This is a genomic window from Arthrobacter sp. 2RAF22, assembly GCF_052115325.1.
Taxonomy (GTDB): Bacteria; Actinomycetota; Actinomycetes; order Actinomycetales; family Micrococcaceae; genus Arthrobacter.
In genome coordinates this window covers 210387-225742 of sequence record NZ_JBFRGL010000001.1, presented here as the reverse complement: position 1 = coordinate 225742, position 15356 = coordinate 210387, and the positions used below count along the sequence as shown (strand labels likewise).

Annotated in this window: 11 protein-coding genes and 1 pseudogene; 8 read left to right on the top strand and 4 right to left on the bottom strand. The window is 61.1% G+C overall.

Features of this window, described 5'->3' with window-relative positions; all coding sequences use genetic code 11:
• Positions 1-8 precede the first annotated feature (8 nt).
• Together rfbB and AB4068_RS00985 are read left to right on the top strand one after the other, a co-directional pair.
• Positions 9-1007 carry a dTDP-glucose 4,6-dehydratase gene (gene rfbB, locus AB4068_RS00990; RefSeq protein ID WP_441432477.1) on the top strand — a complete coding sequence of 333 codons (999 nt, stop codon included), beginning with the start codon at positions 9-11 and terminating at the stop codon, positions 1005-1007.
• Between the two features lie 4 nt (positions 1008-1011).
• A complete protein-coding gene (locus tag AB4068_RS00985; RefSeq protein WP_306961020.1) occupies positions 1012-2421 on the top strand; it encodes a bifunctional dTDP-4-dehydrorhamnose 3,5-epimerase family protein/NAD(P)-dependent oxidoreductase in 1410 nt (469 codons plus the stop codon).
• An 83-nt stretch (positions 2422-2504) separates the two neighbouring features.
• Here AB4068_RS00985 and AB4068_RS00980 read toward each other — a convergent pair whose 3' ends face one another.
• From AB4068_RS00980 to AB4068_RS00970, 3 genes are all read right to left on the bottom strand, one after another.
• Positions 2505-4127, bottom strand: coding sequence for a DUF2142 domain-containing protein (locus AB4068_RS00980; protein ID WP_307053574.1), 1623 nt, complete (start codon positions 4125-4127; stop codon positions 2505-2507).
• 92 nt (positions 4128-4219) lie between these two features.
• Entirely contained in the window at positions 4220-5284 is a 1065-nt protein-coding gene (locus tag AB4068_RS00975) for a substrate-binding domain-containing protein (RefSeq protein WP_084784325.1), read from the bottom strand.
• Positions 5285-5424: 140 nt separating this feature from the next.
• Positions 5425-7521, bottom strand: a complete 2097-nt coding sequence (locus tag AB4068_RS00970; protein ID WP_441432476.1) for a lysozyme — start codon at positions 7519-7521, stop codon at positions 5425-5427.
• A 49-nt stretch (positions 7522-7570) separates the two neighbouring features.
• Here AB4068_RS00970 and AB4068_RS00965 point away from each other — a divergent pair, with 49 nt between their 5' ends.
• Positions 7571-7819 (top strand): hypothetical protein, encoded by a 249-nt coding sequence (locus AB4068_RS00965; RefSeq protein WP_284988458.1) that lies wholly within the window; start codon positions 7571-7573, stop codon positions 7817-7819.
• A 341-nt stretch (positions 7820-8160) separates the two neighbouring features.
• Here AB4068_RS00965 and AB4068_RS00960 read toward each other — a convergent pair whose 3' ends face one another.
• On the bottom strand, positions 8161-10611 hold the full coding sequence (locus tag AB4068_RS00960; RefSeq protein WP_441432475.1) for a polysaccharide deacetylase family protein: 2451 nt from the start codon (positions 10609-10611) through the stop codon (positions 8161-8163).
• A gap of 561 nt (positions 10612-11172) precedes the next feature.
• On the opposite strand from AB4068_RS00960, the pseudogene AB4068_RS00955 reads away from it, so the two are divergent.
• The 5 genes and pseudogenes from AB4068_RS00955 to AB4068_RS00935 form a co-directional block, all read left to right on the top strand.
• A pseudogene (locus tag AB4068_RS00955) lies at positions 11173-11439 on the top strand (CpaF family protein); the annotation flags it as partial.
• 43 nt (positions 11440-11482) lie between these two features.
• A complete protein-coding gene (locus AB4068_RS00950; protein WP_441432474.1) occupies positions 11483-12883 on the top strand; it encodes a recombinase family protein in 1401 nt (466 codons plus the stop codon).
• Positions 12880-13212: a hypothetical protein gene (locus AB4068_RS00945; protein ID WP_441432473.1), complete on the top strand. Its 333-nt coding sequence runs from the start codon at positions 12880-12882 to the stop codon at positions 13210-13212. The genes AB4068_RS00950 and AB4068_RS00945 overlap by 4 nt, the downstream gene beginning before the upstream one ends.
• 628 nt (positions 13213-13840) lie before the next feature.
• Positions 13841-14539, top strand: coding sequence for a hypothetical protein (locus AB4068_RS00940; protein ID WP_441432472.1), 699 nt, complete (start codon positions 13841-13843; stop codon positions 14537-14539).
• A 22-nt stretch (positions 14540-14561) separates the two neighbouring features.
• Positions 14562-14858 (top strand): hypothetical protein, encoded by a 297-nt coding sequence (locus tag AB4068_RS00935; protein ID WP_441432471.1) that lies wholly within the window; start codon positions 14562-14564, stop codon positions 14856-14858.
• Positions 14859-15356: the final 498 nt, after the last annotated feature.

Sequence of the window (15356 nt, the reverse complement as noted above, 5' to 3'; positions counted from 1 at the left end):
CTGTTCCCATGCAGAAACTTCTGGTTACCGGCGGTGCCGGCTTCATCGGTTCGAATTTTGTCCACTACGTCCTGGAGCACACTGAGGACAGTGTCACCGTTCTCGACAATCTGACCTACGCCGGCAACGTGGACTCCTTGAAGGGGCTGCCGGAGGAACGGTTCCAGTTCGTCCTGGGTGACATTTCGGACGCGGAACTTGTGGATCGGCTCGTTGAAGACTGCGACGTAGTGGTCCACTATGCCGCCGAATCACACAATGACAACTCGCTGCATGACCCGCGCCCGTTCCTGGATACAAACATCATCGGGACGTACACGCTCATCGAGGCTGCCCGGAAGCACGGCAAGCGGTTCCACCACATCTCCACCGATGAGGTGTACGGCGACTTGGAGCTGGACGACCCCGAGCGGTTCACCGAAGCGACGCCGTACAACCCGTCCAGCCCCTACTCTTCGACCAAAGCCGGATCCGACCTTCTGGTGCGCGCATGGGTGCGATCGTTCGGACTGCAGGCGACCATCAGCAACTGCTCCAACAACTATGGGCCGTACCAGCATGTGGAGAAGTTCATTCCACGCCAGATCACCAACGTGATCGACGGCATACGCCCCAAGCTCTACGGCAAGGGTGAAAACGTCCGCGACTGGATCCACGCGAACGACCACTCCTCCGCCGTGCTTGCCATCATCGAAAAAGGCCGGATCGGTGAAACCTACCTGATCGGTGCCGATGGCGAGAAGAACAACAAAGACGTTGTTGAGCTCATCCTCAAGCACATGGGTCAGTCGCCCGATGCTTACGACCACGTCGTTGACCGGCCTGGCCACGACCTGCGGTATGCGATCGATTCGAGCAAGCTCCGCGATGAGCTCGGCTGGCAGCCGCAATACTCCAACTTCGACGCAGGAATCGAAGCCACCATCGATTGGTACCGGGACAACGAGTCCTGGTGGCGTCCGCAGAAGGCAGCCACTGAAGCCAAATACAAGGAACAGGGCCAGTAGACCAATGACGATCGAGTTTTCGAAGCCGCTTGCGGCCCGCGAAACGCCGATTCCCGGCGTCGTTCTCTATGAGCTGCCGGTTCACGGCGACAACCGCGGCTGGTTCAAGGAGAACTGGCAGCGGGAGAAAATGGTCGCGCTTGGGCTGCCGGACTTCCGTCCTGTCCAGAACAACATCTCGTTCAACGAGAAGGCCGGCACAACGCGCGGCATTCACGCCGAGCCCTGGGATAAGTTCATTTCGGTAGCGACGGGCCGGATATTCGGTGCGTGGGTCGACCTGCGTGAAGGTCCTTCTTTCGGCGCGGTCTTCACCGCGGAGCTTGATCCGAGCCAGGCCATCTTCATTCCGCGTGGGGTGGGCAACGCATTCCAGACCCTCGAGGACAATACGGCCTACACGTACCTCGTCAACGATCACTGGTCTGCGGACGCACAGAGCCAGTACACATTCCTCAACCTCGCCGACGAGACCGCTGCCATCGACTGGCCCGTGCCGTTGGACCAGGCTGAGCTGTCCGACAAGGACAAAGCGCATCCGCGCCTCGCCGAGGTCGAGCCGATGCCGTCCCGGAAGATCCTTGTGGTGGGTGCAGACGGCCAGCTTGGCAAGGCATTGCGTGGACTGTACGACGGCGACCCTTCGGTTGAGTTCGCGGCACGAGCCGACTTCGACCTATCAAAGGAAGAGTCGTTCGATGGACGGAACTGGAAGAACTACTCCGCGATCATCAATGCGGCCGCCTACACCGCGGTTGACGCCGCCGAGAGTCCCGAGGGCAGGGAAGCCGCCTGGCAGGTCAACGTCTCGGCCGTCGCGCGCCTCGCCAGGACCGCGATCGAACACGATCTCACGCTCGTTCATGTCTCCTCGGACTATGTCTTCGACGGGTCGCGGGAATCGCACGACGAAAACGAGCCGTACACCCCGCTTGGCGTGTACGGTCAAACCAAAGCCGCCGGGGACGCCGTCGTCAGCGTGGTTCCGCGCCACTACATCGTGCGCACCAGTTGGGTGATCGGCGAAGGCAGCAACTTCGTCCGGACCATGGCCTCGCTCGCCGATCGCGGGATCAAGCCGAGTGTCGTCAACGACCAGATCGGGCGGCTCAGCTTCACGGAAGACATCGCTGCTGGAATCAGGCACCTGTTGGAGTCCCGCGCGCCGTACGGCGCGTACAACCTCAGCAACGACGGTGAACCGCAGTCGTGGGCGGACATCGCAGGAGACGTCTACGAGCTCCGCGGTGCCTCGGGAGACGACGTCACCGGCGTGAGCACCGAAGAATATTTTGCGGGCAAATCCGCAGCCCCGCGGCCGCTGAAGAGCATCCTCGACTTGAGCAAGATCAAGGGCGCAGGGTTTGTTCCGGCGAACAGTGCCGAGAGACTGACGGCCTACCTTCGGGGCTAACACTCCGGAGAACGACTGCGTCAATGCAAAAGGTCTGGCCAGGCAGTGCCTGGCCAGACCTTTTGCATTGGGTTTTGCGATCTTTACTCGACGCGCTGGCGTTCCGCGGGTTCCTTGCTTGCTTGGTTCCCGACGGCGGCAGTCGCCGGACGGCGCGCCGCCCAACGCAGCGCCCGGATCACCGGGACCGGGAAGAACGGCAGGCCGGGGTAGAGGAAACGGTACAGCTGGGCTGCCGCAACGACCAATGCAACGGCGAAGAGCAGGGTGAGGACTTCCCAGGAAAGGGGCGGCTGCCAATCCGGCTTGGTGAACATGACCAGCCAGTTCGCGAAGTCCGGTATTCCCACTACGTACCGTCGCAGGATGTACACGAAGCCGTAGACATGGGCAGCGCAGGTTGCCCAGAGAAGAATCTTGGCGACCCTGCGGCTGATGAGATTTGCGTGGAACTTGCGGAACCGAAGCGCCAACCCGGCCGAGATGACCGCGATCGCGAACAACGGGAGGCTGTACCTTCCTTGCCAGATGAATCCGCTGCTCGTGACAAGCGCGGCCTGGACCAGGGCGGGAACTACCGCAAGCATTCCGATCGCGGCCCAGAAGCCCAGCTGCAATCTAGCCGGACGCATCAGGAAGACCAGCAGCAACAGGGCAATGAGCAGCATGTTCCAGAACATCAGGACGGCTTGCGGCACCGGAGCATCAAGCCAGCCTGCGACTCCGATGTACTGATTGACGAAGTCGAACGACCTGTCCAGCATGGTGGCGAAGGCGTTGGAGGGCCGAAGGCCTTCAACCGCATTGGAGATTCCGGCGGGCGCCTCGCCTGCCGACGGAGGCGCGGTCAACATGATGAAGTTCCAGATGACACCCAGTGCCACCCCGATGGCGGACAATCCGGCAACTATGAGCAATAGCCGATTGCGGAAGATTGCAACGATGTCGGCGCCCCGGAAGAAGAGGCAGGCCACAATCGCCCCGCAAAGGAGCCACAACAAGGACACGTTCCTGGTGTTGGCCAAGGTCGCTGCCGATACTCCGACTGCCAGGATTCCCGGGCGGGCCAGGTGAAGCTGCCTTGAGTTCTCAAGCACGGAGACCAAACCGCAGAAGGCTGCCATCGACGCCGCGACCTCCAAGGAGTTCGGATTGATTCCCGTGGCCAGGAAGAAAACCATGGGCGTTGTCGCAACCGCGGCCGCAACCATGGGCCACTTGGGATGCCGCAGCCTCGACAGCGCGGTGAACCCGGCCGCATAGAAGGCGGCCGACATGAGTCCACTGACAATCCGCATGGCAAAGATCGCGGGGGCTCCGGACATGAACAGGCTAGGGAGCCCGACGAACCAGTAGTAGAAGGGGTTGTACAAGCCGGCCGAGGTCACGCCGATGGTGGTGTAGGTGTCGCCAACGGGAATGGCAGGCGCACAGCCCGCGGGCATCTCCTTGAGGAAGGCAAAACACCGCTGGGAATCGACGTTGGCGATGTAGGAGGGGACCTGTACGTGGATCCCGTTGCCATAGGACTCGCCGGGACCCGGGAAGAACTGCCCCCTCGCCACGGCTGCTGCCTTGATGGTGTGGGCGGGTTCGTCGGGATACGCCATCAGCGGCGTGGCCAGGATCCAGAGCGTGATCAGGGCTGAGAGCAAGGCAAAAACGCGGATGAAGAAACCGAATCCGGCCTTGGTGGCGGGGGACACGTTGCGAGTCCGGGACCGCAATCCGCCTGCCCGGGGGAGCGACTCCTGCCGAACGTCGGGACGAGCGGGGCCTTGGGCAGCTGGTTGGTCGATCATTGGTCGCTCCCGATCTTCTCAATCAGGCGTGACGCATCCCGCAAGGACTCTTCACTCGGGGAGGCCACCCCGGCGAAATAGGTCGAAGCGACCTGACCGTCGGGGCCGACCACGAAGTCTGCCCAGGATTTCACGAGGGACGCAACCTCCCCGTTCTTATAGCTGGTACAAAATGCCTGGTAGTTCACGTTCCCCAATGCGTAGCCGTGGTCGGTCTTGTCCGGAAGGCGAAACTCGACTCCCGTGGCCACCGTTCTGGTGGTGCCGTCCTGGACGGCCGCAGCCACCGAGTCCTTGGACATTCTGACGAAGCTGCCGCCAAACGAGAGCAACGCCGTGTCAAACCGGGACCCGATGGACGCCGAGTCCATGAAGGCTATTGCGCCGGCGGTGCCGTCGACTTTCTTGGCGATGTCGCTGAAGTTCTTGACCTCTTGGCCGCCGGGTATCTTGGCCCACTTGTTGCTTACCCCGGACGACCAACTGGGGGAGGCCGCCAGATAGCCCGTGCTGGCCGAGGTCAGCGCTGAAGCTGTGCTCGCGGTCACCGGGACGATCGGCGCGTCCGGGAGCGTGGTTCCCGGATTGATCGCTGCGATTGCCTTGTCATCCCAGCGATTGATATCTCCGGTGAAGATCCTGGCGAGCAGGTCAGGCGTGAGCTTGAGGCTCCGGATGCTTGGCATATTAAAGACGACGCCGATAGAGGTCACCGAGGTCGGAACGCTGAACGCCCCGTTCGGACCGCATTCCGCCTTGGTTGCGTCTTGTTGCTGAGCGGTCAAGGGGGCGTCGAGGGCTGCATAATAGGCCTGGCCCGTGGCCAAGGCTGTCAGCCCAACGTCAGAGCCGTCCGGAGAATAGCTCAATGACGTGGCCGTGAAGGTCTTTTTCCAAGCGCTGGACCATGCTCCGATCGGATCGCTCTGAATGGGACTTCCAATCGCAGTGAGCGCGCCGCGGATGTTTTGCTGTTTGGCTGGGGGACTGGCACAGGCGGCCAAGCTGATACCGACAAGCAGGAGGCATCCTGCCGCTCGGTGAATCGACCGATGATGCACCGGGGGTCCTTTCGATTACGGGTATAGCTGAGACTTGCGTCTTGATAACCCTAACCGTTCAACCTGAGCGTCGTAGCCCGTTTCGGCTCGACGCCCGCTGGTTGAGGCGCGGTACACAGGTCCCGCTCCGTGCAGGAGACTTAGTAATTCAGGGATTGACAGCCTGCAAGCGCGTTGCCTGAGCTGTACTGCGCTATCCCGATCCCATAAGTACAAACCGTATATCTGCCCCGTTGAGTGACGGGGACCAGCGTCGAGTAGCCGTGATTTCCGGTAATGCCGAAAACGTTGTTCACATCAGCCCTCGAAACGTTCGCCGCGAAGGCATACCCCTGACGGCTCCCGTCCGGATACGTAATGTAGACATGCACTGGATTGGACGAGCCCGGAACCGCCGGGTCGTATGTCCAACCCGTCGCCCTGATATTGGCTTGTCCTGACACCGATGCAACTCCGACGGAGTCGAGGTAGCCGGCCGGGACCGGCGTATTGCTTACCTGAATGGACATGCATCCAAGCGCCGTGTTCCCCGAAGCGAGCGGGGCAACCGGGATGGCATAGGCACAGGCAGTGTAGGTGCCGGTGCCCTTGGTTGGCAATGAGGCGCTGAAGCCGTGATTACCGGTAATGCCGAAGGCGTTGTTCAGATCGGGACGGGATTGATTTGCCGTGAATGCCGTGCCGACGTTGCTTCCATCCGGTGCCTGGACGTAGACATGGACAGGAATGCTGGCCGCGGTGTTGGTGGGGTCGAATGCCCAGCCCGTCGCAACGAGGTTGGCCGCGCCGGGCGCCTGCGAGATTCGAATGGAGTCGTAATATCCCTTCGGCGGCGGGTTGGATCCGACAGTGATGTCTTTGCAGCCAAGCGCGGTGTTGTAGTACTGCCCGATGGCATAGGTACACACGTGATATGTACCGGCTTTGCTCAGGCTGATCGACTTGTCGAAACCATGGTTCGAACCGTAGCCGGTAGCGCTTCCCACATCCGGCCTGGAAGTGTTGGCCGTGATGCGGTAGCCCGTGGTCTGTCCGCTGGGGTCAGTGACGTAGGCGTCGGCGAACGAGGCCGTTTGCGGGTTGGCACGGTCAATGGCCCAGCCCGTCAGGCGAAGGGAAACGTCGTCGGGAGCACGAACCTGTCCGAGCGTGTCGAACGATCCGATGGGAGGTTCAACACCGTTTGCCTGAAAACTCTTGCAGCCAAGGTCTACAGTGCCGTTGACGCTGACGGCGGTGGCGCAAACCTTGTACGTGCCGGATGCGGTGATCTGGATGTTGTTGTCAAAGCCGTGTGCAGGGCCGTAACCGAAGGCTTGATCAACGTCCGGGCGATATGCGTTCGCCAGGAACGAGTACCCGGTGGTCACGTTGACCGGATCGGTAACTGAAATATTGACGGGAGTCGATACCCAAGGTCTGGAAAGGTCTACAGACCAGCCCGTGACCCTCAGGTATGCCGAGGTGGTGTCCCGGACGAGCGACAGTGAATCGAACGAACCCCTGGCTGGATTGCCGGCAAACCTTTGGAGGGAAGCGTAGTCCCCGTTCCAGACGTCCGAGTCGCCGCTGAAGGGACCCGTACTGCTGTACTGCCACATGCTGTAGTTGGCCCAACTGGAAGGAAGAATTCCAGCGTCGTTCGACGGCCCGCCTGGATACGAGGCGACCCAGAGGGGGTAGTCCCCGAATCCGGCAGGATCTCCGGTGCACTGTTTCCACCAACTCGTGTTGGTGTAGATCATCGGGAGCCGTCCCGTCAGCGAACGCATGGTGTTGCCGAAATTCTGTACCCACGACGTGAGCTGGGCGGGCGACATGTCGTAGCAGGTGTTGCCCATGTAGACGCCGTTGATGGTCTGCCCTGCATACGGATTGAACTCAATGTCCAGGACGGGCGGCAACGTTGCGCCGTCCGAGCTCCATCCGCCACCGTTTTGCACGAAGTAGTTGGCTTGATCGGCGCCTGAGGACCAGTTGGGAATCGCGAAGTGGTAGGCGCCGCGGATCATTCCGACTGCCCGCGAGCCTTGGTACTGCGAACTGTACGAGGGGCTGGTGTAGTAGTTTCCCTCACTGGCCTTGACGTAGGCGAATCGCGCCCCCATGTTCCACTGCTGCTGCCAATCGACGCCGGCCTGGTAGTAGCTGACATCGAGACCCTGGATGCCGAAGGTGGGTGTCCAGCTGCCCTGGGCGGTTACCGCGCCCTGGACTCGTGGGGAGCGTTGGCCCATCTGCGCGCCCCCTGGTCCGGCAGCTGCGCGCATTGCGGCTTGGCGATCTGTGCTGCTTTGGGTCGTCGCGGTTGGTGACGGCGTTGCTGTCTGGCTTTTTGCTGCCGGCTGCGTCGGTGAAGGCGTTGAGCTTGCGCTCGGCAACTGGGTCGCCGTCGTTTGTGGGGAGTTAGCGGGAGACGACGTCGGGGAGCTCGCCGGGGAGGGCGTCGGTGAAGGAGCCGGTGCTGCAACGGCCGTCGTTGCAGAGAGAAGCAAGACCGCCGCGCCGCACATCGCTGTTAGCGCAAGGTCTTGAACGCGGCGCACCCGGGAAGTGGAGACAGGGGCTTTAAATTGAATGGTCTTCATCTCTTGGCTCCACACGAGATTGCCGGCTCCCGATGGGGCGGCACTTGATTCATTCCGCCGTTTCAAACCCGCGACGGTAAATGGCTGTTGGCACTTCTAATTCGAAGGCAACCATAACACTGATGTGCAAGGTGGTGCTAATGTGGCCAATGGGATTTGAGTGAGTGGTTCAATGCAGTTCGGATACTGTCTGCACGGCCGCCAACAGCCAAACACCGCCGCTCCGGCCTGCGCAGTGCAGGCCGGAGCGGCGGTGTTTTTTTACTTGGGTGTTGTGTATTCAGTAGTTCATGGCAGGAAATACCCGGAGACGTCCGCGATGAGCTGCGCCGTACCCGAGGATTGGCTGTAGAGCGTGACCTTTCCGTCGGCACCCACGGGGACCGTGACCAAGTTGGGGACAATTTGGTTAGTGGCGTAGTTCAAATTGGAGGTATTCGGCCGGGCGGTTCCGGACGCGTACGCCGTGACGAAGCCGAACGACGTCGGATTGGCCACCGTGAGGTTGAAAGTGACGGCCGAGACTGTTGCCGGGATGCCGCTGATCCCGCCGACCTGGAAGGACACCGTGCCGTTCGGTGCCACCGGAGTGCTGTTCCGCGTATCGAGGAACCTGTTTGGCGCGATGGGTTGGAAGGTTCCCGACGCCGTTGCGGTGCCGGCCAGGTAGTAACCGGAAACGTCCGCGATGAGTTGCGTGGTTCCCGAGGACTGGTTGTAGAGCGTGACTTTTCCGTCCGCGCCCACTGGAACGGTGACACTATTGGGGACGATCTGTCCCGTGGCGTAGTTCAGGTTGGAAGCGTTCGGCCGGGCGGTTCCGGACGCGTACGCCGTGACGAAGCCGAACGACGTCGGATTGGCCACCGTGAGGTTGAAAGTGACGGCCGAGACTGTTGCCGGGATGCCGCTGACCCCGCCGACTTGGAAGGACACCGTTCCGTTCGGTGCCACCGGGGTGCTGTTGCGGGTGTCCAGGAACCGGCTTGGCGCCAGCGCTTGGAACTCACCAGGAGCCGATGTGGCAGCCGGGACGTAGTACCCGGAGACGTCAGCGATCAGTTGCGCGGTTCCCGAGGACTGGTTGTACAGGGTGACCTTCCCGTCCGAACCCACCGGGACCGTGACCAAGTTGGGGACGATCTGTCCCGTGGCGTAGTTCAGGTTGGAGGCGTTCGGCCGTGCGGTTCCCGATGGGTAGGCCGTGACGAAGCCGAACGACGTCGGATTGGCCACCGTGAGGTTGAAGGTCACTGCCGAGACATTCGCCGGGATGCCATTGACGCCGCCGACTTGGAAGGACACCGTGCCCCCTGGCGCCACCGGGGTGCTGTTACGGGTGTCGAGCAGCCTGCTTGGTGTCATCGATTTGAACACGCTGGCCACGGCAACCGAGTCGTACAACGCGTAGTCATCAGTTATCAGGGTTCCATTGCTCAGCAGGTTCAAGCCCATGCTGATTGCGCTCGCACCTGCCGGAACCGGTGGGGAGGTCCAGGTGGCCTGGGTCCACGCTGTTGCCGCGGCAAAGTTCGGACTTGCGGTCCAGTAATTCCACGTGCCAAGGCCCGTTCGGTAGTAGAGCTCGAATTGCGTCGGAGCCGTCGCCGTGTACCAAGCGGACATTTGATAGATATGGCCGGGCGTAGCGCTCGGCGCACATTGGCCCAGGTCCAAAGTCGGCAGTAGCTTGGCATCGCCGTCAACGTAGCCGGAAATGACCATCTGTTCTGCAACGGACCCCGTGTGGCCCGGGGACACGCTGGTGAAGGTGTGGGTGTTGGTGCCATATGCTCCGATTGCCCAGCAATAGGGGAGTCCGGTGGCCACCGGGCCTGCTGTTTCCAAACTCGGGTTCTGGATCAGGTTTCCCACCGTGATGGGTGGCGGGGCGGCCGGCCCATTGACGAGTGGCTTATCCAGGTCGAGCGCCGGATTTGCGGGATCCGGGAATTGGGCGGCCATCACCTGGCGCACCGTCTTGACGACGATCCTGCCGGCCGTTTGCTCCGTCACCAGCCAATTCACGTACGCCTGGAAGTTGGTGGTCGTGACAGTTAGAGGGTCTGTAGCCGAGTCGAAGTGGTGGAAAGTCAATTGAACCCATCCGCCGCCGGCCTCCGCCTGGGTCACGACGGCCTGCATGTCGGCAACTGCCCACGTGTTGTCTACCTCATCGGGCGCCTTGGTGAAAAAGAGGTCCGCGGTAGGAACGGGCAGCGGTTCAGCAACTTCGGTCAGCGTTGGGGCGGCTTTGCTTTTCAGATCGCCCAGGCCACGTGCGCTGTTGTAGCCGCAGTTGGCGACTTGTTGCTCGACGGCGGGAGTGGCGGAGGCGAACGGGTAGGCGAAATTCGTGACCCGGAAGCCCATAGTGGTCAGGTTGACGCGGTCATTGCATATCTGGCGTGCCACCTCGTTCGCGTCCATCTGGGCAAGGTCGGGGTGCGTGACCGTGTGCCCGGCAATTTCGTTGCCTGCCGATTGAAGTGCGAGTGCCTGGGCGGTCGTCATGTAGGGAGGCGGGCCACCATTAGGATCGGTCGCGTTGAGGTAACCGGAGGGAAGGAAGAACGTCCCAAACATTCCTTTGGAATTCAAATAGTTCGCCGCAGCCACCTGATCAGCGTTGGCGTCGTCAAATGTCAACGTGACGACAAGAGGACCCGCGGCCTGGGCCGGCCGGGTCAAAAGCGCCGCATTGAAGAGCGTCGCCAAAAGGAGCGCGGCTGCGGCCATGGCAAACGCTTTTCGGTGGTTTTTTTGAGCTTCAAAGGAGGGCCTCCGCCCAATGCGGGAGGCCACCATGCACCCGTCTTGCATCTCAAGTCCGTTCGTCGCGCCTGCAACCTGACCGGTGCGACCTTCTGTGCAGTTTTACCCTCAGCACAATTCGGGGTCGCCAGTACTCATTGTGGGCATTCATTTATTATTAACCCGGTTGCGCGTCGATGGCTTAACAGCAAAAGGCGCTTGGCCTTTTGGCCAATGGCGCGCGCCTGATTACTTGACGCTACGAGCGGCCAATCAGGGTGTCAACACTCGTATTTAGTCACCGTCAACACTCGAGTAGTGCCTCAAATCCATCCCGGTTTCGTGCATGCCGTGCCGCGGATAGTCCACGCAAAATCCAGCCGCGGCAGGTTCAGTTGAATCCGAGGACTTCCTTGTCAATCGCCGTGCTGTTCGTGGTTATCCACAACCGCCCAAATCTACTTGGCAGGGAGTCGCAACCTCCCCTAGCCTTAACTTGGTTGAAGGTTTCCGCAGCGCCTGGGCGCATGCTGCATTGGGGGGAACATGGAAGCATTGCGCATCGTCGAGGATGAAGTGCGGGAGCTGATTCGTCGGCGTGGACTGGATCCTTCGAGTCAAGCAGTCGAAATTCACCGGCTCGTCGAGGCCGCCGTGAATGATTACGATGAGCGGGCTCTTCTGGGCCCCTTGCCTCCCTTGGGACGCTTGGACACTGCGCGCAAGTACGTGTTCGACGCCGTTGCCGGCTTCGGGCCTATCCAGCCACTTCTGGATGATCCCACCATCGAAGAGGTCTGGCTGAACGCGCCGGTCAAGACTCCATTTACGTATCTTTCCCCAGTATGATGTTTCCATGAGCACAGCAGTGACAGCCTGCGGGATCTATGCGCGGATCTCGTCTGACGACGGTTCGGCACTTGGAGTGGCGCGGCAGATAGAGGATTGCACGCGGGAGGCCGAGCGGCGCGGCTGGCCTGTTGCCCAAGTCTTCACAGACAATGATGTTTCCGCAACCAAGTCCAAGCCACGCCCGGAGTATGAGCGGCTGTTGGCGGCCATTGAAGCGCGGACCATCGACGCCCTGGTGGTCTATGACGTGGACAGGCTCACTCGCACCCCCGCGGAGCTTGAGCGATTCATTGACCTAGCTGACAGGCGCCACGCGGCGTTGGCGTCCGTTGGTGGCGATGTGGACTTGGCAACGCCCCAGGGGCGGCTCACAGCGCGTATCAAGGGCAGTGTGGCCCGCCATGAGGTCGAGCAAATGTCACGCCGTCTAAAGCGAAAATTTCAGGAAAGCGCGAAAGATGGGCAAGCTCACGGTGTTACTCCGTTCGGGTACAGGCGTGAGCGCACCAAAGACGATCAAGGCCGAGACAACGGATACCGTGACGTCATCGAGCCGGCCGAGGCCGATGCGGTCCGGGAGCTCTACCGGATGGTGATCGCCGGGGAGTCACTGCGAGGCCTTGCGAAATACCTGAATGACAGGGGTTTCAAAACGGGCCGGGGCAACGAGTTCAGGGGCAACGTGGTGGGCAATATGTTGCGCCGCCAGCGCTACGCGGGGCACAGGACACATGCCGGGCAGATCGTGAGCAAGGGACAATGGGAGCCGATTGTCAGCCAGGACACTTGGGATCAGGCTGCCGCAATCCTCGCCGCTCCCGGGCGTCGCCATTCCCGTGGCCTTGAGCCTAAGCACCTGCTTTCGGGTATTGCCTTGTGTGGGCGGTGCGGGACGGCCATGAGGCCGAGCATAAGCACAAGACGGAAGCCGTCCTATGTGTGCCCCGGTTGCATGCGGTTGACCCGCCAGATGGACCCCGTGCATGAAGTCGTAAATGCAGTCATGATTGGGCGGCTCTCCCGTCCAGACGTGCTAGCAGCGACCGCACCTAAACCCGACATGCTCCGGGCTGCGCTCGCCGCCCGGGATGCCGTGTTGGCACGGATGGACGCAGCTGCCGACATGTCCGCTGCGGGGATTACCACGCCAAGGCAGTTCGCAAGGATGAACGAGCAGCTAAAGACGCAACTGGACGCTGCTGAGCGCGAGGTCAAAGCGTCGCAGCCGGTCCGGGTTCTTGACAGTATGACCGGGCCGGATGCTGCGGCGAGGTGGGCGGCCGTGTCGTTGGACCGAAAGCGGGAGATTATCCGGACCTTGGTATCGGTGACGATCCTCCCGGCGGGGCCTGGCGTCCCATTCTCCCCGGAGCAGATCAGTTTCGACTGGAAGGAACTGGCATGAGTGACGAGGCTGGCAACCTGCCTCTGATCCTTGTGTGCAGCCGTCGCGGCTCGCATACCAGGGAGATACTCGGCGGTCTCTACATGACTGACGTTGGCGTCGTGATCGGCTTCGCTGAGAAGGATGGGCGAGGGCCACGCGTTGCTTATCGGCAGATCACTGTGACCGGCAACCACGGGAAGACGTTCTACGAGGCTGACGATCACACCGCCATTGAGGTTCGTTGCTACTGCAAAGAGGAACGGGATCTTAGGACCGACCGGTTGGCGGCCATGTTCGGGAAAGACGGCGCGCCGCTTCGGAAGACGCTCGATATTTCGATAATCTAGATCATGTAGTACCTTGCTGGACTTGTTGGGTTGCCCGACCCCAGCGGACCGCCTCGCCCTCACCAGGCAGGAGATACTTTCCTGCCCCGGAGGTCCGAAGTGGCCACGCAGAACATTCCAAAGCAAGTCGCTAGCGCACGAGCCAAGGTTGCATCCCTCGCCCGCTCACGCCCCATCCATGACTCCGAGTTCGTCGCCGCGCGACGCGAGCTCGCCGCCGCCAATCTTGAGGCGTATGTCGCGAAGGTGGTAGCCGAAGCTCCCCCGTTGACCCCGGATCAGGCTGCTCGTATTGCCAGGTTGCTTCTCCCAGTCCCCAGGGCAACGGCATGAGCGCGAAAAAAGCCCGCCCAGTCGAGCCGGGCGGGCCTATGGGTGGTCTTGGGGGAAACCACATTTCCCATAATGCCGCGAACGGGCCACTGAACCCCATGCGACACGCTGCTAGCCTGCCGACTGCCGCGGTGCTTAGTGACGTCAAAATCTGGGCTGCATCCGTTGGCTCGGTGGTCGCTGGCCGCTGCCACGATTGCGGACAGGTCATTTGGGGCGCCGAGAGCATTCACACTGGCCGGGGCCGTGTGTGCCGACGTCGTGCCAGGAAGGCCGCGCGTGAGCAGGTGACGCCATGACCTGGACGCGGCTGGATGACGGTTGGACTGACCAGCAGATCCTCGCAGGCCTGCCCATTGAAACGCGGTGGCATTACCTTTGCATGGTTCAGTTCTGCTCGCGCACAAAGCGTTTCGACGGCTTCATACGGGCTGTGGATGCCCGTCGTTGCTCCGACGTGGCAGACCCTCTAGCAGCAGTCAAGCAGCTTCTAGAAGTGGGCCTGTTGACCGATGACCAGGGTGGCTACGTGGTCCGTCGGATGGAAGAGGAGCACGCCCCGCCACCCTGGGTGCGGAACCGCACGGAGAGCAACAAGCTTGCAAAGCGCCGGCAACGCGCCCATGAAGCGAATGACCACGCCCTGTGTCTTCCGAGCAACTGCGACCTTGCCAATAGAGCTGACAAAACTGCTGACATGCCTGACACAGCGACTATTGCTGACCGTCATGCTGACAAAACTGCTGACAGCAGGACAGAGACAGGCTCAGGACAGAAAAGAGAAGAAGCTCCGAAAACTGAAATTGAAGCAGTTCGTTCTGTGAACACGAATCCCGACGTTGAAGCGGCGTGGGGGCTGCTGGTCGTCGGTGCCGCCTGCTCGAATCCTGGCTGTGATGGTCGGCTGAATCAGGGGCAGGTCAACAAGGGTTCAGCGATCTGTCTCAACTGCGAGCATCACGCGAGTATTTCGCGGGTTCCAGAAACGGTGTGATCCAAGGAAAGGAATTTTCATCATGACCACCACACCAGCACACCCGGGGGACGAACCCGGCAGGGCCGGGCCTGTTGCTCTCCCGACTGATGACTACTGCAGAGTGATCGCTCTCGCGCGTGCGTTGTGCTCAGCCGACACAGAGGCGCTGGCAGCACTGCAACCCACGGAGCCAGGGCAAGCGCACGCCATGATGCTCACTGCGGTAACCGTCATTGCGGCACTGGCAAGCGACGAGCGACTAGACGGAGCCGAGACCGAGCTAGCACGACTCCTGACCAACGCATTCGGACTCGATGCAAAGGACGACGCCCCATGAAACACCAAGGGGCATTCCCGAAACAGAGTCACGAAGGTCACCGGTTTTTTAGGCAGCCAACCCCGGACGACCGCAGGGTTTACCGAATCTCTCTCCCCCAGGTAGCCAGACTTTAGTCTTGCGCCCGTTTAGCCGAATTTGTGGATGATCTGGAGGGCTGTTTGTGACCTGTTTTGCCAGTTTCCCATGATTTGAGGATCATTCAATCGGAGTTTGACGTGAGGTGCCGAACCGCACCGCGTTATGGGGAGACCTTGCTTGCCCGGAACAATTAGTCCTATGCCAGCACCTTCTAAGTACCCGCAAGCGGTGAACCAACGTGCGACTCGGATTCGATCGTCACCGACAGCGCGTCGAGGCCCATCGCCAGCGGATTATTCTGTGGAAAAAATCTTCGGTCGCGGATCGTGGTCCGAGCCGTTCGATCTCCGGGAATTCAATGGCGAGGACAGTTGGCTGCCACATCACACGGGGATTACCGAAGGTGCAGCGCTCTAT

What these genes read in the sequence shown, in the direction of transcription:
- AB4068_RS00945 (WP_441432473.1), top strand. Translation starts at nt 12,880, where the DNA reads ATGAGTGACGAGGCTGGCAACCTGCCTCTGATCCTTGTGTGCAGCCGT.
- AB4068_RS00950 (WP_441432474.1), top strand. Translation starts at nt 11,483, where the DNA reads ATGAGCACAGCAGTGACAGCCTGCGGGATCTATGCGCGGATCTCGTCT.
- AB4068_RS00940 (WP_441432472.1), top strand. Translation starts at nt 13,841, where the DNA reads ATGACCTGGACGCGGCTGGATGACGGTTGGACTGACCAGCAGATCCTC.
- AB4068_RS00985 (WP_306961020.1), top strand. Translation starts at nt 1,012, where the DNA reads ATGACGATCGAGTTTTCGAAGCCGCTTGCGGCCCGCGAAACGCCGATT.
- AB4068_RS00960 (WP_441432475.1), bottom strand. Translation starts at nt 10,611, where the DNA reads ATGGCCGCAGCCGCGCTCCTTTTGGCGACGCTCTTCAATGCGGCGCTT.
- rfbB (WP_441432477.1), top strand. Translation starts at nt 9, where the DNA reads ATGCAGAAACTTCTGGTTACCGGCGGTGCCGGCTTCATCGGTTCGAAT.
- AB4068_RS00970 (WP_441432476.1), bottom strand. Translation starts at nt 7,521, where the DNA reads ATGGGCCAACGCTCCCCACGAGTCCAGGGCGCGGTAACCGCCCAGGGC.
- AB4068_RS00935 (WP_441432471.1), top strand. Translation starts at nt 14,562, where the DNA reads ATGACCACCACACCAGCACACCCGGGGGACGAACCCGGCAGGGCCGGG.